General features: G+C 54.0%; 4 protein-coding genes. All 4 read left to right on the forward strand.

Annotation, left to right across the window (positions count from 1 at the left end):
- The first annotated feature begins 144 nt into the window (after window positions 1-144).
- The 4 genes from CXK86_RS22120 (at window position 145) to CXK86_RS22135 (ending at window position 25,936) form a co-directional block, all read left to right on the forward strand.
- Window positions 145-3,423 carry a non-ribosomal peptide synthetase gene (locus tag CXK86_RS22120; RefSeq protein WP_076254967.1) on the forward strand — a complete coding sequence of 1,093 codons (3,279 nt, stop codon included), beginning with the start codon at window positions 145-147 and terminating at the stop codon, window positions 3,421-3,423.
- Window positions 3,413-5,239: an ABC transporter ATP-binding protein gene (locus tag CXK86_RS22125; protein WP_101314562.1), complete on the forward strand. Its 1,827-nt coding sequence runs from the start codon at window positions 3,413-3,415 to the stop codon at window positions 5,237-5,239. Before CXK86_RS22120 ends, CXK86_RS22125 begins: the two co-directional genes overlap by 11 nt.
- The gene (locus CXK86_RS22130; protein ID WP_076254971.1) at window positions 5,236-6,969 is read left to right on the forward strand and encodes an ABC transporter ATP-binding protein; all 1,734 of its coding nucleotides are present in this window, start codon (window positions 5,236-5,238) and stop codon (window positions 6,967-6,969) included. Before CXK86_RS22125 ends, CXK86_RS22130 begins: the two co-directional genes overlap by 4 nt.
- An 85-nt stretch (window positions 6,970-7,054) precedes the next feature.
- Window positions 7,055-25,936 (forward strand): non-ribosomal peptide synthetase, encoded by an 18,882-nt coding sequence (locus CXK86_RS22135; RefSeq protein ID WP_101314563.1) that lies wholly within the window; start codon window positions 7,055-7,057, stop codon window positions 25,934-25,936.
- The last annotated feature ends 266 nt before the right edge of the window (window positions 25,937-26,202 follow it).

Raw genomic sequence — 26,202 nt, forward strand, 5'->3', positions numbered from 1 at the left:
TCAACCGAAAGTGGTGCGCATCCAAGAAAAACGGCGAACAACTTGCAAGTCCGTAAATCAAGCCCGTAAACGCGCAGGTCGAAAGCAAGCCTTTTCAGACCTGCGTCGGGGTATGCGGTCACTTCATTTTTAGGGGAGGTACGAATGAAATCTTTATTTGAAAAGGAAGAACGGTACTGGAGCGGCAAGTTTGACGCAGATGATAGCCTGAGCTTCCTTCCATACAGTCAATCCTCCAAATTATTCGAGGGCGGGGAAGCTGCGGCAGAGCCGGACTTGCTTCACCGTACTCTCCCGAGCGAACTCTCGGAGAGAATCATTGGCCTCGCCAGCGGTTCGGATTTGGCTCTGTACATGATTGTTTTGGCAGGAGTAAAAACCCTGCTGTTCAAATATACCGGGCGGGACCAAGTGCTGGTCGGCATGCCTTCGTATAGCGCAGACCAGGGCGAGACGCCGCCGCATGACATCTTGGTGATCAAGACATCGGTAAGCAGCCAGACTACGCTGAAAACGCTGCTTGGGGGCATCAAAGGCTCCATCGGCGAGGCGCTGGAGCATCAGCACCTGCCTTTTCGAAAAATGGTGGAGCCGCTCCATTTGGACTATACGGGGCATGGCCTCCCGGTCGTCAACACCATCGCATCCTTCGCCCCGATTCATCCGGGACCGCTGGTTAACCGTGTGGCGGCTGATACCGTTTTTCGCTTCGACCGCCAAAACCACTCCATCGAGCTGGAAATAAGCTTTGACGGACAGCGGTACGAGCGGGCATTTATGGAGCAGGCGGCCGACCATCTTGTTCGGTTGCTGTCCATGCTTTTATTTCAGCCAGATCTGGAGCTTGGACAAGTCGATATGCTGTTCCCAGTCGAGAGGGAGATGCTGCTCAAGGGATTTAATGACACCGAAACCGAGTTCGAGCGGGGGAAAACGATTCATGGCTTGTTCGAAGAACAGGCGGAGCATCGCCCGGATAACGTGGCCGTCGTCATGAACGAGCGGCAATTGACCTACCGCGAGCTGAACGAGCGATCCAACCGCCTTGCGCGGAAGCTGCGGGAAAAAGGAGTAGAAGCAGACCAGCTGGTAGCAATTCTGGTCGAACGCTCGCTTGATATGGTCGTCGGCATTCTGGCAATTCTTAAAGCGGGCGGAGCCTTCGTGCCTGTCGATCCCGACTACCCAGAGGAGCGCATCCGCTTCATGATCGAGGATTCAGGCACACCGTTATTGCTGATTCAAAAACATCTGCACGAGAAGACCGACTTTGAAGGAACACGCCTTGAATTAGACGATTTTGTTTGGGGCGATAGCGGGGCGGAATCCACTGGTGTGCTGGATGCTTCGAATCTGGAGCCGGCCAGTGGTCCGAATGATCTGGCTTATGTCATCTATACATCAGGTACGACGGGCAAACCCAAAGGGGTCATGCTGGAGCATCGTGGTTTGGTCAGCTTGAAGCTGATGTTCGCGGACAGGCTGGGCATCACGGAGCATGACCGGATCGTTCAATTCGCCAGCCTGTCATTCGACGCGTCCTGCTGGGAAGTGTTCAAAGCGCTCTATTTTGGCGCGACTTTGTACATCCCGACAGCCGAGACGATTCTCGACAACCGCCTGTTCGAGAATTATATGAACGAGCATACGATTACGGCGGCGATTTTGCCTCCGACGTACAGCGCATATTTGAACCCGGACCGCCTTCCCAGCTTAACGAAGCTTGTAACGGGAGGTTCGGCGGTATCGGCCGAATTTGTGCAGCAGTGGAAGGAGAAGGTCCACTATTTCAATGCTTACGGGCCTACCGAAGCTTCGATTGTTACAACGCTTTGGGATGCGGATGAGCAGCAGCCAGAGCGCAGAGTTATTCCGATCGGGCGCCCGCTGTCTAATCATCAGATTTTTATTTTGGATGCCCACCTGCAGCTTGTGCCTCCGGGAGTGGACGGCGAGTTATGCGTGGCAGGCGTAGGGCTTGCGAGAGGTTACCTGAACCATCTGGAGCTAACGGCAGAGAAGTTTGTGGAACATCCGTTTGTGCCGGGAGAACGCCTTTACCGGACGGGAGATCTCGCCCGCTGGCTGCCGGACGGCAACATCGAATACCGGGGGCGGATCGATCATCAGGTGAAAATCCGCGGCTACCGGATCGAAATCGGCGAGATTGAAGAGCAGCTGCTGAAGATCGCCGCCATGCAAGAAGCGGTGGTGCTCGCCCGCGACGACGCAAACGGCCATAAACAGCTTGTCGCTTATTACGTTGCGGAAACGAGGCTGGCGGTGCATGAACTCAAGGAGCAGCTCGCCAAGCAGCTTCCGGGATATATGATTCCTTCGTACCTCGTGCAGCTTTCGCGGATGCCGCTGACCCCGAACGGGAAAATCGACCGCAAAGCGCTACCCGCACCAGAGGAAGCCGCCACTGGAGGAACGGAATATGTTGCGCCGAGAACACTGCTCGAGATGAAGATCGCCCGTGTCTGGCAGGATACACTTGGCATTCCACAGGTCGGCGTAAAGGATAACTTTTTTGAGTTGGGAGGCAATTCCTTAAGTCTGATTAGGCTCGTTCAAGCCGTTTACGATGAAACGGGCATCGAGATACCGCTGAATCGCCAATTCCATCATGTAACCGTTGAAGCCATGGCTTTTGGAGAGGAGGATCTGGGTCTGGATAAAGGGGGAGACTCCTTCATTAAGCTAAATAAAACAGGGGATCTGAACGTGTTCTGCTTCCCTCCAGGCAGCGGCTTCGGCATCGGTTACCGAGAGCTTGCAAGCAGACTAGACGGCCGATTCGTGCTTTACGGCATTGATTTTATCGACGATGTCATCGATTACGAGGCCCTGCTGAACCGTTATGTGGATGAGATTGTTCGTATCCAGCCTGAAGGACCTTACGTGTTGCTCGGTTACTGCTTCGGAGGCAACCTGACGTTCGAGGTAGCCAAATCGATGGAAAGAAGAGGGTATTCCGTAACGGACGTGCTCATGGTGGACTCGTGGATTAAGGGCACACTCACACCTTATGAAACGTCTGAGAAAGAGCTTGAAGAGATGCTTGCGGATTTCGACGAAGAAGAGAAGGAATTAATGAGCAATCCGCTCGTGCGGGAGCGTGTTCATCGGAAGATCAAAGCCACATTGACGTACGAAGCGCAGCTTATTAATTCAGGAACGATAACTGCCCGGATTTACGAACTGATTGCGAAGGACAGTGAAGCGTTCCGCCTGGAGCACCAGTTGCCGTCTTGGCATAGGGCAACGACGCAAGCTTACGCCGATTACCGGCTGGAGGGCGCACACGAGGAGTTACTGGAACTCGCGCGCGTGGACGAAACGGCCGTTGTCATCCGTGACATCTTAGTGCAAATCAAGCAGCAGATCGAAGCGGAGGCAGGGGTCCTGCATGGGAGCTGACCGGCAGACGTCTGTTCAAGGACAAGGCACAGCGGTGCCTTCCAAGCGCCGAACCGCTTATGCCACCTGGAAAGCGTTCCGCTGGCTGATGTCCTATGTAAGCCGTCACAAAGGCTGGATGATCGTCGGTATCCTGTCCGCAATTGCCGCCGCGGTTATTGAGATATGGACGGGACGTTTGGTCGAGCAGTTGACCACACAGGCCGAGAATGGGGCGGGGCCTATCGTTCTGCAGATCGTGTACACGGTCTTTGTGGTCATCTTGATCGGTGTGCCGGCGAAGTTTTTCATGAGCTTTGGTGTGGAGCGAAGCAGTGCCTCTGCGGTGCAGGATATCCGCAACCATGTCATGCGTCATATCGGCAAACTCCCGGTCCCCTATTTGGAAAAGCAGCACTCCGGCGACGTGTTGTCGCGGATCAACAACGATCTGCAGCTCATCCAGCAATTTATGATTCGGGACCTCGCCCAGTGGTTTTATCATCCGCTATTATTTATCGGCTGTTTCGCTTATTTGATGTATCTCCAATGGGAGCTGATGCTGTACAGCCTGCTGTTATTTCCCGTAGCACTGCTGGTTTCCCAATGGATCGGCAAGCAGTTGGAACAGTTGACGGAGGAAGCCCAGGCGAACATGGGCCGAATGAACGTCAACCTCCAGGATACGCTTGGGGGGATGCCTATTGTAAAAAGCTACCTGCTATCCGGTATGTTATCTCGCTCCTACCAAGTGCTGCTACAATTGACGGCTCAAAAAAAGCTGGCCGTGAAAAAGCGGGAAGCCTGGGTCAACCCGCTGCTTTCTACGCTGATGATTAGCCCGATCATTTTCGCCGTCAGTTACGGAAGCTATTTGATCTACAACGGGCAGCTAGGCGCGGGAGAACTGATCGCCTTCCTGTACTTGCTTAATCTGTGTCTGGAGCCGCTGGAGCATATTCCCGAGCTCATCACGCGCACGTTTGAAATGACCGGTGCCCTGAGAAGGGTCTCCGAAATCGTCGAGCAGCCGACCGAAATGGAAAATGGCCGTTTGATTCCAAAAGCGAGCGCCGCCCCCATCCAGTTTCAGAACGTAACCTTCGGGTATGAAGAGAGTTCCCCGATTCTGCGGAATGTTAGCTTCTCGGTGCCGGAAGGCAAGACGATTGCACTTGTCGGAGCGAGCGGCGGAGGGAAGAGTACGGTGTTTAAGCTGGTATGCGGCTTTTATCCACTTCCGGAGGATCAGGGCGAGATCCGCGTGTTCGGAAGCCTGATCCACGGTGCAGATCCCGAGCAGCTTCGGTCGCATTTTTCCGTGGTAACCCAAGATTCATATTTGTTTAGCGGTACGATCGCCGAAAATATCGGCTATGGGCGGCAAGAAGCGTCGATGGACGAGATTATCGAAGCCGCCAAAGCCGCTCAGGCTCATTCTTTCATTATGCAGTTTGAGGACGGTTACCAGACGTATGTCGGAGAGCGCGGCGGGTTTTTGTCCGGTGGGCAACGCCAGCGCATTGCAATGGCTCGGGCGTTCCTGAAGGATGCTCCCGTTCTGCTGTTGGACGAGCCCACATCGGCACTTGATCCGGAGTCGGAAAGCGCGGTTCAGGAAGCGTTGGGCGTATTGATGAAGAAGAGAACGACCATGGTTATTGCCCACCGGCTTTCTACGGTACAAAACGCCGATGAAATTTGGGTTATGGAACAAGGAAGTATTGTCGAAAAGGGCACTCATGAACAATTACTCGAGAGGAAGGGACTGTACGCCCAGTCGTATTACCAGGAGTTTACCGAGTCTGCCGAACGCAGGGAGGTGTCGTACACATGAAAAAGGGCGGAAGGCTATCACAAGTGAAAGAACTCGGCTACTTGCTGACGTTTATGAACCGCAAGCGCAAAACCCAGTACGCGATTGGCCTTGCTGTAACGGCGCTCACCCAGACATTGTTTCTGATCGCCTTCAGCTTGGTCGTACATAACTTGGTTGATTTCGCCGTGTCCCGAGATACGTCCCTGATGGTAGAAGCTTTTGTTATTTTGGGCGCGGCCCTGTTCCTGGAAAATATAATTTCTCCCTGGTTCATTTACTTATACCAGCGCAGTGTCGAGCTGACTGTGCTGAATATCCGCAAACGTCTTTATGACAAGCTGTGCCGGGTGCGGCCGAGATTCCTGGAGCAGAACCACCATGGGGACTTGCTGTCGCGAGTGAACAACGACGTAACGACCGTTGAGTTTACATTCTCGCAGGTTTACTTCGTTTTGCTGCTTCAAGTTGTCTTCTGCATCGGCTCCATTGTCTCTATGGCGGTGATTGATTGGCGGTTTGCTGGCGTATCCTTCGTCATTCTGCTGCTGTCCTCTCTGGTCAGCCTGAAATTTGCACGGGATATCCGCGCTTTGTCCGAACAAGGCTTGCGTACGCTCGGTAAAATGACCGAAAAATTTAAAGATTTTATGGGCGGCATTCAAATTGTGAAGCTGTTTCGCATCCGCACGATTTACGGCCAGTACGAGGCGTTGAACGAGCAAATGACGCAAACGCTTCGGCAAACGGCGAAAAAGAACGGTATGCAGGCTGCGGTGAACCATTTTATCAGCTACGTCACGTTCTGCGGCATCATCGTCATCGGCAGTCTTCTTTATGCTTACGGATTGATGGGAATGGGAAGTGTCGCCGCTCTGGCAGTTTTGCAAGTGAATCTGACGCACGCCTTGTTGAACCTGGGGATGGTTCTGTCGATGACCCAAAATTCGCTCGCGGGCGCTCACCGGATTCAAGAGGTACTAAGTGAGGAAGAGGAACCGGAGCGTTTGGGATCTTCTCGTAGCGAGCTTTTATCGGAGGCTGCGGTGGAGTTTCGCGATGTGGAATTTTCCTATCAGGCGGATAAAAAGGTACTTGTCGACATGTCCATGCAAGTGTTTCCTGGTCAGGTCGCTGCGATTGTAGGAGCCAGCGGCAGCGGTAAAAGTACGCTGATCAAGCTGCTGCTCGGCTTTTATCCTGTGGACAGCGGAGATATTCTGCTCCAGGGCAAACCGTTCGGCCATTACACGCTGGACGAAATTCGCAGGCAGATTGCATACGTTCCGCAGGAGCCGTTTTTGTTTACCGGCACGATTGAGGAAAATATCCGCTATGGCAATCCGGATGCAACGGATGAAGAAGTGGTTGAAGCGGCCAAAGCGGCGTACGCTCACCATTTTATTCAGGAACTTCCTGAACAGTATAAAACGCCGGTGGGAGAGAGAGGAGCGTCGTTGTCAGGTGGACAAAGGCAGCGAATTGCGATCGCCCGGGCGATTCTCAAAAACGCCCCGATTCTACTGCTGGACGAAGCGACTTCTGCATTGGATAACGAATCCCAGCATTGGGTACAGCAAGCCCTGAACGTATTGATGAAGGGGCGCACCACCATTCTGATTGCCCACCGTCTCAGCACTGTGGAACATGCGGATTTGATTACGGTCATGAATCAAGGAACGGTCGTGGAACGGGGCCGCCATCAGGACCTGCTGGCGCTCGGAGGTTATTACGCGCGGCTGTACGGCTAGACCCGCTTTACGGCGGGCGGCTTCCTGCTGATATTCAGGTATAAAGCCTATCTACAAACAATCTCTAATACGGGAGTGTGTCGATGTGAGAGAGAATACGAACAAGCAATATGGATTAACGCAAGCCCAGCGCCGGATATGGTTCATGGAAATTATGAATCCGGGCACATCCATCACGATGCTTTCCGCGACCTACCAGATTACGGGCGAGATCGACACCAAGCTGCTTGAGCAAGCGGCTGCAGAGATTGTCAAAACCTATGACGCTTTCCGAATCCGCATTAGCGGGGATATGCAAAATCCAACGCAGTGGTTCGAAGAGCTGGAGAATGTCCAAACCAGGATAAGCCACCTCGAAATAGGCACGACCGAACAATTCTATGCTTGGGTGAAAGAAGTAACCGAAAAACCGGCCAGTGTGTTCGACGAACACCTCTACCAATTTACGATGATCCATTTTGCGAACGGCCAAGTATGGCTTAATTTGACTATAAATCATATCATCGCCGATGGCTTGTCCGTCACTGCTTTGCTGCATGCGGTGATGGAAAAATACCTGGAACTTCGCAATGGCATCTTCAGGAGTTACCAGGCCCCATCCTATCTGGATTATATTTCAACTGAGCATGAATATGAGCAATCGCAGCGTTATCAAAAAGGCAAGGAATATTGGCTGACCAAGTACAACACTTTGCCTGAAACGAGCGGCATTAAATCGGTTCCGCCATTCTCGATTGGCAGCGAATCGAATAAACGTTCCATCACTTTGGATGGTTCCCGCTATGACCGCATTCTGGCTTTTAGCGAACAATATCAGGTTAGTTTATATACGTTATTTTTGTCCGCCATGTACGTCTTATTGTATAAGCTGACCGACAGCACCGATGTTCCAGTCGGCACGGTGTTTGCCAATCGCACCAGCAAGAAGGAAAAAGAAACGATCGGTATGTTCGTCAGCACCGTGGCTACGCGGATTAGCCTGAATCCAGTTGAGTCCGTGCTTTCCTTGATCCAAACGGTTTCCAAGGAAAATACGGCGGATCTGCGGCATCAGAAATATCCTTATAACCAATTGATTCAGGATTTACGCGAACAACACGGCCGCAACGATCTTTCGGAGTTGTTCCGCACGTCTCTGGAATATCTACCTTTGAAAATCGTGGAGTACGAAGAAATCAAGGTACGTCTGGAGGCTCACTTTGCTAGACACGAGATGGACGATCTACTGCTGCGCTTCGACCATATGCTGAATGAAGGCCATGTCATTCTCCATGCTTCCTATCGTACCGGCCTGTTCGAGACGACCGAGATTGATCGCATTATGGAACAGTATGTAACCGTTTTGGACCAGTTTCTTGAGACTCCCGAACTGCGGGTGCGCGAGATTTCTCTGTTGAGCGATGAGGAGAGACACCGTATTCTGGAGGTGTTTAACCCGCCGGTGGCAGCACTGAGCGAGGGAATAGCGTTTCATCGGTATGTCGAAAAGTTTGCCCGAGACATTCCGGATCACCCGGCAGTTGTTTACATGGACAAAAAGCTGACTTACGGCGAATTGAACAAACGCGCTGAGCGGCTGGCTGCGCTCCTTCGTGAACAGGGCGTGGGAAGGGAGACGATTACGGGGATCTGGGCAGAGCGTTCGGTGGAACTTCTGGTCGGTGTGCTCGCCGTATGGAAAGCCGGCGGAGCTTATGTACCGCTGGACCCCGATTATCCAGCGGAGCGGATTGAGTACATGCTCAGCGATAGCGAAGCATCGGTGCTGCTTACGCAGCGTCATCTGTTGGAGGGGGCCGGAGGTTGGCTGGCCGATGACCGGCTGAAGCTTCAAGCTGTCTATGCGATGGACGATGAACAGATGTATAACGAGGATACCTCAGCCGTGGAATTTGAATCCGCTGACAGTGCCCCACATGACTTGGCTTATGTGATTTACACCTCCGGTACGACGGGACGGCCAAAAGGCGTCATGATCGAGCATGGTAGTCTCGTGAATACGGCGGATGCGTACCGCCGTGAGTACCGGTTGGATCAGTTCCCGGTGCGGTTGTTGCAACTGGCGAGCTTCTCGTTTGACGTGTTCGTTGGAGACATCGCGCGGACGCTGTATAACGGAGGAACGATGGTAATTGTGCCAAAGGATGACCGGCTTGATCCGAACCGCTTATACGGCTGGATTCGGGACCAAAACATTACGGTATTTGAATCGACACCTGCGCTCATCCTACCGTTCATGCAGCATATTTATGAAGAAGGGCTGGACGTCAGCTCCATGCATTTGCTGATTACCAGCTCGGATGCTTGCAGTGTCACCGATTACCGATTGCTGCAGGAAAGATTCGGCGGACAATTCCGCATCATCAACAGCTACGGCGTTACCGAAGCGGCCATTGACAGCAGCTTTTACGATGAGCCGCTGGACAAGCTGCCATCGTTGGGTCATGTGCCGATCGGCAAAGCCTGGCTGAACGCCCGGTTTTACATTGTAGATGCCGGGTTAAAGCCGGTTCCTGTAGGGATTCCGGGGGAGCTTGTCATCGGCGGCGCCGGGGTGGCGCGCGGGTATTGGAACCGTCCGGACCTAACCAGCGAGAAGTTTGCAGACAGCCCGTTTGTGCCTGGAGAACGTCTGTATCGGACAGGAGATTTGGCCCGCTGGCTGGAAGACGGCAACGTTGACTTCATCGGCCGGATCGACTATCAGGTGAAAATTCGCGGGTTCCGGATCGAACTCGGCGAAATTGAAACGGCCCTGCTCAGCTTCCCGGGGGTCAAGCAGGCTGTGGTGACTGACCGTACGGATGAGCAGGGGCAAAAGTATTTGTGCGGTTACGTGGCGGGGGATGTTTCCTTGCAACTGAGCGATCTGTTGTCCCAATTGAAACAAGAGCTGCCTGCGCATATGGTTCCGGCCCGGTTGGTGTCTCTTGATCAGCTTCCGCTCACACCGAACGGCAAGATTGACCGTAAAGCGCTACCTGAGCCGACCGGAGAGATAGAAGCCGGCCGTGAGTATGTGGCTCCTCGCACAACGCTGGAAACAAGACTTGCTCTTATTTGGCAGCAGGTGCTGGGTATTGCGAGAGTTGGAGTCCAAGACGATTTCTTTGACCTGGGTGGTCATTCCTTGCGGGCCTCCGCGCTTGTTTCCAAGATTCGAAAAGAGCTACAAGTCGAGGTTCCGCTGCGGGACGTTTTCCGCTACACCACGATCGAACAGCTTGCCCAAAGAATTAGCGGTTTAAAGCAGCAGGAAACCTATGAGATTACAAAGGCGGCAGAGACCGAGTACTATCCGGTTTCATCCGAGCAAAAGCGTCTGTACGTCCTGCGCCAGCTTGACGCGGCCGAGCGTAGCTACAATATGTCGGCGGCGCTTCTTCTCGAAGGCAAGCTGGACCGCACGCGCGTAGAGTACGCATTCCGGGCGTTGATTCAGCGCCATGAGACGCTGCGTACCGGGATCGAGCAGGTTCAAGGCGAGCTTGTGCAGCGCATCTATGACGAGGTGGAGTTTGCTGTAGATTATTTCCAGGCGAGCGAGCTAGAAGTGGACCATGTGGTGGAAGCATACTATCACCCGTTTGATCTGACTAAGCCGCCACTTCTTCGCATCGGCCTGATCGAAGTCGCCGAGGATCGCCACATCCTGTTGTTCGATATGCATCACATCGTCTCGGATGGCATCTCGACAGCATTGCTTTTCGACGAGTTCAGCCGCCTGTATCGTGGTGAGGAGCTGGCTCCGTTGCGTATTCAATACAAAGATTATGCCGTTTGGCAGCATTCCGAAGCCTACGGGCAGTTGATCCAGCCGCAGAAGGAGTACTGGCTGGAACAGCTGTCGGGCGAGCTGCCTGTATTGGAACTGCCGACGGACTTCCCGCGGCCTGCGGTGCAAAGTTTTGACGGCCGGACCGTGAAGTTTGATATTGGGAAAGAACGGACGGAAAAGCTGAAAGAACTGGCCGCACGGACGGGCACGACCCTGTACATGGTGCTGTTGTCTGCTTACTCGATCCTTATGCATAAATATTCGGGTCAGGAAGATCTGATCGTGGGAACGCCGATTGCCGGAAGAACGCAGGAAGAAGTGCAGCCAATCGTAGGTATGTTTATCAACACGCTTGCCATTCGCAGCCATCCGGAGCGTTCCAAGCCGTACCTTAAGTACCTGGAAGAAATGAAGGAAATCACACTCGGGGCTTTTGAACACCAAAATTATTTGTTCGAAGATTTGGTGGAAAGTCTTCATATTCCGCGCGCGACCGGCCGGAATCCGCTCTTTGATACGTTCTTCTCTCTGCAAAATACGGAGAATGAGCAAATTGTCATCGAGGGGCTAGAGCAATCGTTTTATCCGTTGGAAAACCGAACGTCCAAGTTCGAGCTGCTTCTGGATATTTCGGAGCTGGATGGTCAGCTCGAATGCCGGTTGGAGTACGCTACGGCTTTGTATAAACAGGAGACCGCGGAGCGGTTCGCCAGACATTATGACAAGCTACTCGAAACTATCGCAACAGCGCCGGAAGGGGATATTGCTTCGCTGGAAATGCTAACCGAGCAGGAAATCCGTGAACTGGTGCGCGGTTTTAATGATTCGGAGGCAGACTACCCGCGTCAGCAGACGATTCATGGCTTGTTCGAAGAGCAGGCGAAGCTTTACCCGGATAACGTGGCCGCCGTCATGAATGAGCGGCAGTTGAGCTACCACGAACTGAACGAGCGATCCAACCGCCTTGCGCGTAAGCTGCGGGAGACAGGAGTCGAAGCGGATCAGTTGGTAGCGATTCTGGCCGAACGTTCACTTGATATGGTCGTCGGCATTCTGGCGATTCTTAAAGCGGGCGGAGCCTACGTGCCTGTCGATCCCGACTACCCGGAGGAACGCATCCGCTTCATGATTGAGGATTCGGGCGCACCGTTATTGCTGATTCAAAAGCATTTGCATGAGAAGACCGATTTCGCAGGAACGCGCCTTGAATTGGACGATTTCGTTTGGGGCGACAAAGGGGCGGACTCCGCTGATGCACTGGACGCTTCGAATCTGGAACCAATTTCTGGCCCGGGTAACTTGGCTTATGTCATCTACACATCGGGAACGACCGGCAAACCCAAAGGCACGTTGATTGAGCATAAAAACGTCGTGCGCCTTTTGTTCAACGACAAGAACCTGTTCGACTTTGGGCCGTCCGACACGTGGACGTTATTCCACTCGTTCTGCTTCGATTTCTCCGTCTGGGAGATGTACGGAGCACTTCTGAATGGAGGAAAGCTGGTTATCGTACCGCCGCTTACGGCGAAAAATCCAGCCGAGTTCCTGGCACTGCTGAGCCGCGAACGGGTCACGATTTTGAACCAGACGCCAACATATTTCTACCAACTGTTGCGTGAGGTTTTAGCGGACCATCCGTACAATCTGCGGATTCGCAACGTCATCTTCGGCGGCGAAGCACTCAGCCCGCTGTTGCTCAAGGGTTTCAAGACGAAGTACCCGGAGACAAAGCTGATCAATATGTACGGTATTACCGAGACGACGGTTCACGTGACGTATAAGGAAATTACATGGATCGAGATGGAGGCGGCAAAGAGTAATATCGGCAAGCCGATCCCAACGCTGAGCGTGTATGTTCTGGATGAAAACCGTCGTCCTGTTCCGATCGGCGTAGCAGGCGAAATGTACGTAGCCGGAGAAGGCCTGGCGAGAGGATACCTGAATCGCCCGGATTTGACGGCGGAAAAGTTCGTTGATTCCCCGTTTGCGGAGGGGGAAAAACTGTACCGTTCGGGTGACTTGGCGGCCTGGCTGCCGGACGGCAACATTGAATACCTCGGCCGGATCGACCATCAGGTCAAAATCCGCGGGTACCGGATCGAGCTGGACGAAATCGAGACGCAACTTCTGAACGTGGAGGGCGTGGAAGAAGCGGTGGTGCTCGCCCGTCAGGACAACGAGGGAGAGAAGGCACTTGTTGCCTACTTTGTTGCAGACCGGACGCTGACAGTCAGCGAAATGAGAACCTCGCTGGCACAGGGAATGCCGGTATACATGATCCCGTCGTATTTCGTGCAGCTGGAGCGCATGCCGCTGACGTCTAACGGCAAAGTGGACCGCCAAGCGCTGCCGGAGCCGCAAGGTAGCCTGCAAACGGGCGTCGAATACGTAGCCCCTCGTAACCTTACGGAGTCCCAGCTTGTTAAGATCTGGGAGGAAGTGCTGGGCAACTCCGGCATTGGAGTCCTGGACAATTTCTTTGAGCTCGGAGGGCATTCCTTGCGGGCGACAAACCTTGTCAGCAAGATTCGGAAGGAAATGAACGTTGAACTTCCGCTGCGCGATGTGTTCCGCTATATGACGGTAGAATCTATGGCAGAGGCTATTACCAGCTTGAAAGAATCGCAGCACAGCTCGATTCCAAAAGCGGAAGAGAAAGCGTACTATCCAGTTTCCTCTGCGCAAAAAAGGCTGTATGTCCTGCACCAGCTAGATAGCTCGGAGCTGAATTACAACATCCCGAGCGCCTTGCAATTGAAAGGGAATTTGAACGAGGCCAAAGTGGAAAAGGCGCTGACTACTTTGGTGGCCCGGCACGATATGCTGCGCACCGGTTTTGAAATCGTGAATGGAGAGCCGGTTCAGCGTATTCATCCGCTCGTAGATTTCAAGGTCGAGAAGCTTCAAGCAAGCAAAGATCAGGTCGCGGCCATTCTGGAAGGTTTCATTCAGCCTTTTGACTTGACCCAGCCGCCTTTGCTGCGCGCCCTGCTGATCATACTTGAGAAAGAGAAATTCCTGCTTGCGCTGGATATGCATCATATTGGTTCCGACGGTCTTTCCATGGACGTGCTGCTACGCGAATTTGTGGGGCTTTACAATGGGGAAGAATTGCCGGAGCTGCGGATTCAATACAAGGATTACGCCGTTTGGCAGCAATCCGACGAGCAATGTCAGCGTATCAAACGGCAGGAGGAATACTGGCGCGGGGTATTCAGCTCCGAGCTTCCGGTTCTTGAGCTGCCTCTTGACTTTTCCCGCCCAGCCGTCCGGCAGTTTGACGGTCAAACGCTCACGTTTGCGCTGGATGCGGAGAAAAGCGAAGCTCTAAAACGGCTTGCCGGAGATTCGGGGGCGACGCTGTACATGCTTCTGCTGGCTGCATACTCCGTATTGCTTCATAAATACGCGGGACAGGAAGATATCGTAGTCGGCACTCCGATTGCCGCTCGTTCTCACGCCGACCTGCAACCGATTATCGGCATGTTTGTAAATACGCTGGCCCTTCGCTTGGGTCCGACGGCAGAGCAGACGTTCCTGGATTACTTGCAGGATGTGAAGGAAACGACGCTTGGAGCCTACGAGCACCAGGACTATCCGTTCGAGGAGCTGGTAGAAGCTCTTCAGGTGAGCCGGAATTTAAGCCGGAATCCGCTGTTTGACACCATGTTTTCTTTGCAAAAGCACGAAAGCCTGGATTTAGCCCTGGAAGGCTTGCAATGGTCGCTGTTTGACATCGAGGAAAAGAGAGCAAAGTTTGATCTTAGCCTGGATATCGTGGAAGAGGGTAACGAGCTGGTTTGCAAGATCGAGTACGCTACCTCGTTGTTTAGACAGGAAACGATGGTACGGCTGGCGGGTCATTACGAGCAGCTTTTGGCATCGATCCTAGCTCAGCCGGGTGCGAGGATCTCGGATTTGAACATCTTGAAGGACAGCGAAAAGCATGATTTACTGGTCGGGTTTGCCGTGTCGTCTTCGGCTCTGGCGAAGCAATCCGCCTCAGAGGGTCCAGGCTTGGAAGCGGATGAGTCGTGGAGAGAGAGAACGATCCACGAGCTGTTCGAGGAGCAAGCAGAGCGAACGCCGGAGCAGGTGGCCGTTGTCTATGAGGACAGCCGCCTGACTTACCGGGAGTTGAACGAGCGGGCGAACCGGCTGGCGCGATCCTTGCGTGCCTCTGGCGCGCAGGCCGATCAGCCGATCGCGATCATGGCCGAGCGCTCGCTGGAGATGATCGTGGGCATCTATGCGATCTTGAAGGCCGGGGGCGCCTACGTGCCGATCGACCCGCAATTCCCGCAGGAGCGCATCCGCTACATGCTCGAAGATTCGGGCGCTAGGCTGCTGCTGATTCAGAGCCGTTTGCGGGAAAGCGCGTCATTTGCTGGGACCGAGCCACTTGGCGGTCTATCGCTCGTCGATCTGAACGATCCATCCGCGTATGACGAAGACGGCTCGAACCTGGAGCCGGCGAGTGGACCGGAGCATCTGGCCTACGTCATTTACACATCGGGCTCGACAGGCAAGCCCAAAGGCGTCATGGTGGAGCACCGTCCGGTGATCAACCGGCTGCTGTGGATGCAGAATGCTTATCCGATTGACTCCAGGGATACGATTCTGCAAAAGACGGCGATCACCTTCGACGTTTCCGTGTGGGAGCTGTTTTGGTGGGCTTGGACGGGGGCCAAAGTTTGCTTGCTGCCGCCGGGCGGAGAGAAGAATCCCGAGACGATTCTGGACACGATCGAACGGCAAGCCGTCACCACGATGCACTTTGTGCCGTCGATGCTGCACGCCTTCCTCGAATATGTCGAGCGTCAGCCGAGCGAAGAACTGGGTAACAAGCTGTCTTCGCTGAAACGGGTGTTTGCAAGCGGGGAAGCGCTGGCGACGTCGCATGTGAGCCGGTTCTGGCAGTGGATTTCGTCATCCGTGAATCAAGCGCAGCTGATCAACCTTTATGGGCCTACGGAAGCGACGGTTGATGTCTCGTACTACGATTGCGGACCAGAAGAGGCGTATGTATCGGTGCCGATCGGCAAGCCGATCTCGAACATCCGGCTGTATATTGTCAAGGAAGGGACGACAGCGCTGCAGCCGGTCGGCGTGCCGGGCGAGCTGTGCATCGCGGGCGAAGGTCTGGCTAGAGGCTACTTGAACCGTCCCGAGCTGACCGCGGAGAAATTCGTGGAGTGTCCGTTTGCGCCGGGCGGGCGGATGTACCGGACGGGCGATCTGGCCAGATGGCTGCCGGACGGCAACATCGAGTATATGGGCCGGATCGACCATCAGGTGAAAATCCGCGGGTACCGGATCGAACTCGGCGAGGTGGAGGCGCAGGTCCTGAAAGCGGCGTCCGTCCAAGAGGGGGTTGTCATCGCCAGAGAGGACGAAGCCGGTCAGAAGCAGCTCTGCGCGTACTTCGTGGCAGACAAGCCGCTTGCGGCGAGCGAGCTGCGAAGCGCGCTGGCGGAGGATCTGCCTGCGTACATGATTCCGTCCTACTTCGTGCAGCTGGAGCGGATGCCCCTCACACACAGCGGGAAGCTCGACCGTAAGGCGCTGCCCGCACCGGAGAGCAGTATGCTCGTTGGAACGGAATACGTGGCGCCCCGGACGGCGGCGGAGCAGACGTTGGTTGCGGTGTGGCAAAAGGTGCTGGGAACGGGTCGTCCGATCGGCGTGATGGACAATTTCTTCGAGCTCGGCGGGGATTCAATTAAATCGATCCAGGTGTCGTCCAGGCTACATCAGGCCGGGTACAAGCTGGAAATTAAGCATTTGTTCAAATATCCGACCGTAGCGGAATTAAGCCCGTATCTCCAGTCGGTCTTAAGACGCGCCGATCAGGTGGCAGCTACTGGAGAGACGGGGCTGACGCCGATTCAGCGCTGGTTCTTCGAGCAGTCTTTCGCCGAGCTGCACCACTTTAACCAGGCGGTGATGCTGTACCGGGAGGAAGGCTATGACGAAGCGGCGCTTCGTCAGGCCATGCGGAAGCTGGCCGAGCATCACGATGCGCTGCGCCTCGTCTTCCGCCGGACAGAGAGCGGGTATGCGGCATGGAACCGGGGCATCGCGGAAAGCGCTGGCGAACTCTACAGCCTGGAAGTGATCGATTTCCGAGGAATGACGGGCTGCGCGCAGGCGATCGAAGCCAAGGCGAACGAGCTTCAGCGTAGCATTGACCTGCAGGCAGGGCCTTTGCTGAAGCTCGGCTTGTTCCGTTGTGCGGATGGAGATCATCTGCTGATCGCGATCCACCACTTGGTCGTAGACGGCGTATCCTGGCGGATTCTGCTTGAGGATTTTGCTGCCGGCTATGAGCAGGCGCTGCAAGGGAAGCTGATCCGTCTGCCGCTCAAAACGGACTCATTCCAAACGTGGGCGAAACAGCTCGCTGATTATGCGAACGGTCCGGCGATGGAAAGCGAGAGAGCGTATTGGCAGCATATCGAGCAATTGACCTATGAGCCGCTTCCGAAAGATTTTGAACAAGGCACATCCAAGCTGAAGGACAGCAGGCTCGTGACCGTCCGCTGGACGGCTGAGGAAACCGAACAGCTGCTGAAGCAGGCACACCGTGCTTACCATACGGAAATGAACGATTTGTTGCTTGCCGCGCTTGGCCTCGCGGTACAAGCTTGGAGCGGTCGGGAACGCGTGCTGGTGAATCTCGAAGGCCACGGTCGGGAAGAACTTTTGCCGGATGTGGACATTACGCGGACGGTAGGCTGGTTTACAAGCCAATTCCCTGTCGTTCTGGAGCCGGGTCACGTCCAGGCGCTCGGTCATCAGGTGAAACAGGTGAAAGAAAACTTGCGCCGCATTCCGAACAAAGGAATCGGCTACGGCATCCTGCGTTATTTGTCGGCGCCGCATGACGGCGAGCGCTTTGCTTTAGAGCCGGAGATCAGTTTCAACTATCTGGGTCAGTTCGACCAGGATTACGAAAGCAGCGGCTCGCAGCCGTCTCCGTTCAGTCCGGGCTCCGATTCAAGCCCGAATGCTGTGATGAATTATGTCCTCGATATCAACGGTATGGTATCGGAAGGCGTGTTGGAACTTGCGATCCGTTATGGGGAAACCCAGTATCAACGGGAGACGGTTGAGCGCCTGGGCACCCTGCTTCAATCGAGTTTGCATGAAGTCATCAGCCATTGCGTATCGAAAGAGCGGCCGGAGCTTACGCCTAGTGACGTACTGCTTCAAGATGTGACGGTGGAGGAACTGGAGCGGCTGTCCGAACATACGACGGCACTCGGCGAACTGGAGAATGTATACACCCTGACTCCGCTGCAAAAAGGGATGTTGTTCCACAGCTTGCTGGATGCCGATTCGGAAGCCTACTTCGAACAGGTGACCTTCGATCTGTATGGAAGCCTGAATGTGGAAGCCTTCACCCGCGGATTGGATACGCTGGTACAGCGAAATGAGGCGCTGCGGACCAATTTTATTACCGGCTGGAGAGACGAGCCGATTCAAGTGGTATTCCGCGAGCGGAAGTGTGAAGTGTACTTTGAAGATATTCGCTCGGCAAGAGATGAACACCCGGAGAAGACGATAGCCGATTTTGTCAGCGCGGATAAAGCGAACAAGTTCGATTTGGCCCAAGGCTCGCTGATGCGCGTTACAGTTTTGCGTACGGGCGACGAGTCCTACCAAGTGATCTGGAGTCACCATCACATTTTGTTGGACGGCTGGTGCATGTCTTTAATGATCAAGGAAGTGTTCGACACCTACTTCGCGTTCCAGGAGCAACGGACGCTGGAGCTTCCTCCGGTTACCTCGTACTCTCGGTATATCGAATGGCTGGAAGCTCAAGATGCCGCAAAAGCTTCGGGTTACTGGTCGGAGTATTTGGCGGGTTACGATCAGCAGACCAAGCTGCCGCAGGAGAGAACGCAGGTGAAACAGCATACTTTTGAAATGGCTGAGATCGATGTGGAACTCAGCAAGGAACTGACTGGGCAAATCGAGCGGGTGGCGCGCCAGCATCAGGTGACGCTTAATACATTCATGCAGACCGTATGGGGACTGGTTCTGCAGGTATACAACAACAGCGATGATGTTGTATTTGGCTCCGTCGTATCCGGGCGTCCAGCGGAGATTCCGGGTATCGAAAGCATGATCGGTCTGTTTATTAATACGATCCCCGTCCGTATTCAAGGTAAAGCCGAGGAGACGGTAGCCGATATTTTGAGAAAAACCCAGGATCAAGCGCTGACATCGGGAGCTTACGAAACGTTCCCGCTGTTCGAAATTCAGTCGCTGAGCGAGCAAAAGCGCGACTTGATCAACCATATTATGGTCTTTGAAAATTATCCGATGGAAGAACAGATTGAGCAGGTTGTCGGCGGAGGCCAAGAAGCGCTGAAAATCGCTAATATCCAATCGCCGGAACAAACGAACTACGATCTGGACATTACGGTCATTCCGGAAGAGCGTATTTTGCTTCGGTTTACGTACAACGCACTGACGTTCAGAGAACATGACATCAGGCAGATCCACGGTCATTTTGCCCGTGCATTGGAGCAGGTTGCGGCTAATCCGAATGTTCGTGTACATGAGTTAGAGCTTTTGACGGCGGCGGAAAAAGAAGAAATTGTCGGCGCGTTTAATCCGGTGCAGCCGGAAATGGCTCCTGTTGCAGCGTTCCATCGACTGTTCGAGCAACAGGCGGAGCGCACACCGGAAGAGGAAGCCGTCGTGTACGAGAACGATCGGCTGACGTATGCGGAGTTGAACGAGCGGGCGAACCGCCTGTCGGCAACGTTGCGTGCAAGCGGCATCGGCCGAGAGACCATCGTTGGCATTCTCGCTGAGCGTTCGGTCGATTTGCTGGTGGCCGTGATGGCCGTCTGGAAAGCGGGAGGGGCGTATGTACCGCTTGACCCGGATTATCCGGCGGACCGCGTGCGGTTCATGCTGGAAGACAGCGGAGCGAAGGTACTGCTGACACAAACGCTGCTGCGAGAGCGTGCCGAATCCTGGCTCGGCGAAGAGGAACTAGCACTGGAGAAGGTGCTGTATCTCGATGACGAAACGTCATACAGCGAAGATCGAGCGAATGCACCAATGGACTTCGGCCAAGGCTCCAGCATGGTTTCAGGTCTGATCTCCAGCGAGCTGACGGGTGCTGTGAACGACCGTAATGAGAGCCATCCAAATGATGTTGATGTTGTGGGCATGGACAGCTTCCATGAAGCCCGTCCTGAGGACTTGGCGTATGTCATCTACACGTCGGGAACGACGGGCAAGCCAAAAGGCGTGATGATTGAGCACCGCAGTCTAGTGAACACGGCGGCGGGTTACCGGCGGGAATACCGGTTGGATCAGTTCCCGGTAAGGCTGTTGCAGCTCGCCAGCTTCTCGTTTGACGTATTCGTGGGCGATATCGCGCGGACGTTGTACAACGGCGGCACGATGGTCATTGTACCGAAGGACGATCGGGTTGATCCGTCTCGTCTGCACTACTGGTTAGAGCGGGAGCAAGTTACGATCTTTGAATCAACACCAGCACTGATCGTGCCGTTCATGGAATACGTACATGAGCAGGGGCTAGAGTTAAGCAGTATGGAGCTGTTGATTACAAGCTCGGACAGCTGCAGTGTGGCAGATTACCGGACCTTACAGGAACGGTTTGGCTCGTTGTTCCGCATCATCAACGCCTACGGCGTGACGGAAGCGGCAATTGACTCCAGTTTCTATGACGAGCAGTTGGCGAAACTGCCGCAGACAGGCCATGTGCCGATTGGCAAAGCGTGGTTGAATGCGAAGTTTTACATCGTGGATGCACATCTGAACCCGGTGCCAGTCGGCGTGCTGGGCGAATTGGTTATCGGCGGAGTCAGTGTGGCGCGCGGGTACTTGAACCGTCCAGAGCTGACGGATGAGAAGTTTGTAGACAGTCCTTTCACCGCTGGTGAGCGACTGTATCGCACAGGAGACTTGGCGCGGTGGATGGAGGACGGCAACGTGGACTTCATCGGGCGGATCGATAACCAGGCAAAAATCCGGGGCTACCGGATCGAGACGGGCGAAGTCGAAGCAAAGTTGCTGAGTGTAGGTGGCGTGAAGGAAGCGGTCGTTGTTGTCAGGGAAGATCAAGAAGGGCAGAAAGCGTTGTGCGCTTATTATACAGTGGAAAAAGGCTTGACGGCGGCAGATTTGAAACGGGCGATCTCCAGCGAGCTACCGGGATACATGATTCCGTCGTATTTCGTCGAACTGGAGCAATTGCCTCTAACGCCAAATGGGAAAATTGACCGGAAGGCGCTGCCAGCGCCGGCAGGGGGAGCAGGCGGAGGCCGCGAATACGTGGCACCGCGCACCGAACTGGAGGCAAAACTGGCCGCCATTTGGCAGGAGGTACTTGTTCGGGAGAAGGCGGTAGGCGTAACGGACAACTTCTTCGACCTCGGAGGACACTCCCTGCGGGCGACAACACTTGTCAGCAAAATGCATAAGGAGCTGGGCGCCCAATTCCCGCTTCGCGACGTATTCCGCTACTCGACAGTTGAGGAAATGGCTGTGGCTATGGAGCATTTGGAGATCGGCTCGTTTATGGCTATTCCGGCTGCGGAACCTAGCGAGTATTATCCGCTCTCTTCTGCGCAGAAACGTCTCTATATCTTGAACCAGCTGGAAGGAGGCGAGCTGAGCTACAACATACCAGGAGCTATGCTGCTCGAAGGGCAGCTCAACCGGCAGCAGTTTGAAGAAGCATTCCGCGGGCTTGTAGCTCGTCATGAAACGCTGCGTACCGGCTTTGAGATGGTTGAGGGCGAAGCGGTTCAGCGGATTTACGAAGAAGTCACCTTCCAGGTGGAATATGTGCAGATCAGCGGGGAGCAGGCGGAAGAAACGGTGCGCCAATTTGTTCGTGCGTTTGATCTAGCCAAGCCACCACTTCTGCGGGTGGGCATTGCCGAACTCGCGCCGGACCGGCACATCCTGATGTTCGATACACATCATATCGTATCGGACGGCGTTTCAATGGACGTACTGATCGAAGAGTTTGTGCACTTGTACAGCGGGGAGCCGCTCAAGCCACTCCGCATTCAGTACAAAGATTATGCAGTATGGCAGCAATCGGACGAGCAGAAAACTCAGCTTGCCAAGCAGGAAGCCTACTGGATTGACATGTTCCGCGGAGAACTGCCAGTTCTGGAAATGCCGACGGACTATCCGCGCCCTGCTATGCAGAGCTATGAGGGCCGCACGCTGCAATTGTTTATGAATATTGAGAAAAGCGAAGGTCTGAAACGGCTTGCAGCTGAAAACGGCGCAACGCTTTACATGGTTTTGCTTGCGGCATATAACGTGCTTCTGCATAAATATTCAGGTCAGGAAGACGTGGTGGTAGGTACGCCGATTGCGGGCAGAAATCATAGCGACGTTCAACCGCTGATCGGGATGTTCGTTAATACTTTGGCCATCCGAAGTTACCCGGCTGCCGGTAAAACGTTCCTTGACTACTTGAAGGAGATCAAGGAGACAACGCTGAGTGCTTTTGAACATCAGAATTATCCGTTTGAGGAACTGGTGGATAAGGTAAACGTGGCTCGTGATCTACGCCGTCATCCACTGTTCGATACGATGTTTGCTTTGCAGAATACAGAAAATGTGGAAATCCAGCTTCCGGGACTGCATTTGTCGACGTATGCCAGCGAAGAAATTGTTTCCAAATTCGATCTCAGCTTGGACGTTACGGAGATTGAGGACGGCTTGGAATATCTGTTTGAATACGCCACAGCTCTATACAAAACCGAAACGGTGGAGAAATTGGCTGTTCACTACTTGCAGCTGCTTGAATCCATTCTCTGCAACCCGTCGGCGACTATTGCCGAGCTGAACTTGTTAACGGCAGAGGAAAAAGAGCAGATTGTCGGCGCGTTTAACCCTGCGCAACCGGAAGAGGTTCCTGTGGCAGCGTTCCATCGATTGTTCGAGGAACAGGTGGAACACACGCCGGAAGCTGAAGCTGTCGTTTACGAAAACGATCGGCTGACGTATGTGGAGCTGAACGAGCGGGCGAACCGCCTGTCGGCCACGCTGCGCACAAGCGGCATCGGCCGGGAGTCAATCGTCGGCATTCTCGCCGAGCGTTCGGTCGATTTGCTGGTGGCCGTGATGGCCGTCTGGAAAGCGGGAGGGGCGTATGTGCCGCTTGACCCGGATTATCCGGCGGACCGCGTGCGGTTTATGCTGGAAGACAGCGGAGCGAAGGTGCTGCTGACACAAACGCCGCTGCGAGAGCGTGCCGAAGCCTGGCTCGGTGAAGAGGAACTGGCACTGGCGACGGTGCTGTATCTCGACGACGAAACGTCATACAGCGAGGAACGAAGCAATGTGCCCCAAGGCTCCAACAGTGCTCCCGATCGAGTCAACGGCAAGCTAACGGGGGCTGTGAACGGTGGTGGCGAGAGTCATCCAAATGATGTTGATGTTGTCGGTATGGACAGCTTCCATGAAGCCCGTCCGGAGGATCTGGCGTACGTCATCTACACGTCGGGAACGACGGGCAAGCCAAAAGGCGTGATGATCGAGCATCGCAGCCTAGTGAACACGGCAGCGGGCTACCGACGGGAATACCGGTTGGATCAGTTCCCGGTGCGGCTGCTGCAGCTCGCCAGCTTCTCGTTTGACGTGTTTGTGGGCGATATCGCGCGGACGTTGTACAACGGCGGTACCATGGTCATTGTAACGAAGGACGACCGGATCGATCCGTCTCGTCTGCACTACTGGATAGAGCGGGAGCAAGTGTCGATCTTTGAATCAACGCCGGCACTGATCGTACCGTTTATGGAGTACGTGCATGAGCAGGGGCTGGAGTTGAACGGGATGGAACTGTTGATCACAAGCTCGGACAGTTGCAGTGTGGCAGATTACCGAACCTTACAGGAACGGTTTGGCTCGTCGTTCCGCATTATTAACGCCTACGGTGTGACGGAAGCGGCAATTGACTCCAGTTTCTATGACGAGCAGTTGGAGAAACTGCCGCAAACAGGCCATGTGCCGATTGGCAAAGCGTGGTTGAATGCGAAGTTTTACATCGTGGATGCACATCTGAATCCCGTACCCGTCGGTGTGCTGGGCGAGCTGGTCATCGGCGGCGTTGGCGTAGCACGTGGGTACTTGAACCGTCCAGAGCTGACGGAAGAGAAGTTTGTAGACAGCCCTTTCACCGCGGGTGAGCGGTTATATCGCACGGGAGATTTGGCGAGGTGGATGGAGGACGGAAACGTGGATTTCATCGGCCGGATCGACAATCAAGCGAAAATCCGGGGCTACCGGATCGAAACGGGTGAGATTGAGTCGCAGCTGCTGCGGGTGGTAGGTATACGCGAAGCGGTGGTGCTGGTTCGAAGTGATGCGAACGGGCAAAAGGCACTGTGCGTATACTACACAACGGATATCGAACTGACGGCGGCCGACCTGAAACGAGCGATCTCCAGCGAGCTGCCAGGTTATATGATCCCGTCGTACTTTGTGGAGCTGGAGCATTTACCTCTAACACCAAACGGGAAAATCGACCGGAAAGCGCTGCCGGCGCCGGAAGAGGGAGCAAGTGCAGGGCGCGAATACGTGGCGCCGCGCACCGATCTGGAGACGAAACTGGTCTCCATCTGGCAGGACGTGCTTGGGTCAGTTACGATTGGTGTGACGGACAACTTCTTCGACCTCGGCGGTCATTCGCTGCGGGCGACGACGCTGGTCAGCAAGGTGCACAAGGAGCTGCACGTGGACCTGCCACTGCGCGATGTATTCCGGTACTCGACTATTGAAGCGATGGCTGAAGTGATTAGCCGATTGGAGCAGCAGGAGTTTCTTTCCATTCCGGTTCTGGATAAAAGGGAGTATTATCCGCTTTCCTCTGTGCAAAAGCGGCTTTACATCCAGCAGCAGATGGAAGGGGCCGAGCTTAGTTACAACATGTCCGGCATGACGGTTCTCGTCGGGCGCTTGGAGCGGAATCAATTCGAGGCGGCGCTCAAAGGATTAATCGCTCGTCACGAAGTTTTGCGAACCGGCTTCGAAATGGTCGACGGCGAACCGGTACAACGGATTTATTCGGACTTGGAGTTTGCCGTCGAGTATACAAAGGCGACGGAAAGTGAAACGAAAAGCATTGCGGATGCCTTTGTACGTGTCTTTGATTTGGAGCAGCCGCCGCTGCTGCGTGTGGGCTTAGTTGAATGGGAAGCGGAACGTCATCTGCTTATGCTGGACATTCATCATATCGTCACGGATGGCATGTCGATGGGTATCTTCATCGAAGAGCTGCTACGCCTGTATAACGGTGAGACGCTGGAACCGCTTCGGATTCAATACAAGGAATTTGCCACTTGGCAGCAGTCCGAACCTGTAAAAGAACGGCTGAAACGCCAGGAAGCCTACTGGCTGGACATGCTGGAAGGTGAACTGCCAACGCTTGAGCTACCTACGGACTTTGTCAGACCTGCCGCTCGCAGCTTTGAGGGAGATGTGCTGCCTTTCAGTATCGACAAGCAGATGACTGACAACTTGCAGCGCATTGCCGATGAGAACGGTGCTACCCTATATATGGTGTTATCGGCGGCCTATTCAATCCTGCTCAGCAAGTACTCGGGACAAGAAGACTTCATTGTAGGCACACCGGTTTCAGGCCGCACACATGCCGACCTGGAGCCGCTCATCGGAATGTTTGTCAACACGTTGGCGATTCGTCATTATCCATCCGGGGAGAAGACGTTCCTTGCTTACTTGAACGAAGTCAAAGAAACGATGCTGGGGGCCTACGACCACCAGGATTATCCGTTTGAAGAGCTTGTGAAAAAGCTGCAGGTGCCGCGAGATCAAAGCCGCAATCCTGTATTTGATGTCATGTTTGCGCTGGAAACGAAGGAAGATAACGTTCAAAGCTTCGGGGATATCCAGATCGAATCTTATCCGGAAACGCATGCGGTTGCTCAATTTGACCTTACCTTGGTCATTTCGTTGCTGGATGAGGGAATGAACGGGCAGTTTGAATATGCTACCAAGTTGTTTACGCGCAATCTGATCGACAATTTCGCTCAGGACCTGCTCGTGATCATCACCCAAATTGGCGAACAGCCTTCGGTGCTGCTCAAGGATATTTCCCTGAACGGGCAATCCGAACAGGAGCAAGATGAGCTAGAGGCTATTGATATTATTTTCTAATCCTTTACCCGGCTTGGGTGAAAATGGGTATTTAAGTTATGTAACAAAGGGTCCTGATGACAGTTGTCATCAGGACCCTTTGTTTATGAACGTATAATTAATGTTCCTATGTCCAAATCAGTATGAGGCTATTATAATGAAAGCCTTTAACTGATATAGGATGAGTACTCTGATATTATGGGATGCACATTGATTTTCATCTATTTTTCAGACTTAGTATTTATTATAGCATCATCCATAGTCATTTTAGTCTTGAGAGTAGTTGT

It is taken from the genome of Paenibacillus sp. BGI2013, assembly GCF_002843485.1.
Classification (GTDB): Bacteria; Bacillota; Bacilli; order Paenibacillales; family Paenibacillaceae; genus Paenibacillus; species Paenibacillus amylolyticus.

What these genes read in the sequence shown, in the direction of transcription:
- CXK86_RS22120 (WP_076254967.1), top strand. Translation starts at nt 145, where the DNA reads ATGAAATCTTTATTTGAAAAGGAAGAACGGTACTGGAGCGGCAAGTTT.
- CXK86_RS22130 (WP_076254971.1), top strand. Translation starts at nt 5,236, where the DNA reads ATGAAAAAGGGCGGAAGGCTATCACAAGTGAAAGAACTCGGCTACTTG.
- CXK86_RS22125 (WP_101314562.1), top strand. Translation starts at nt 3,413, where the DNA reads ATGGGAGCTGACCGGCAGACGTCTGTTCAAGGACAAGGCACAGCGGTG.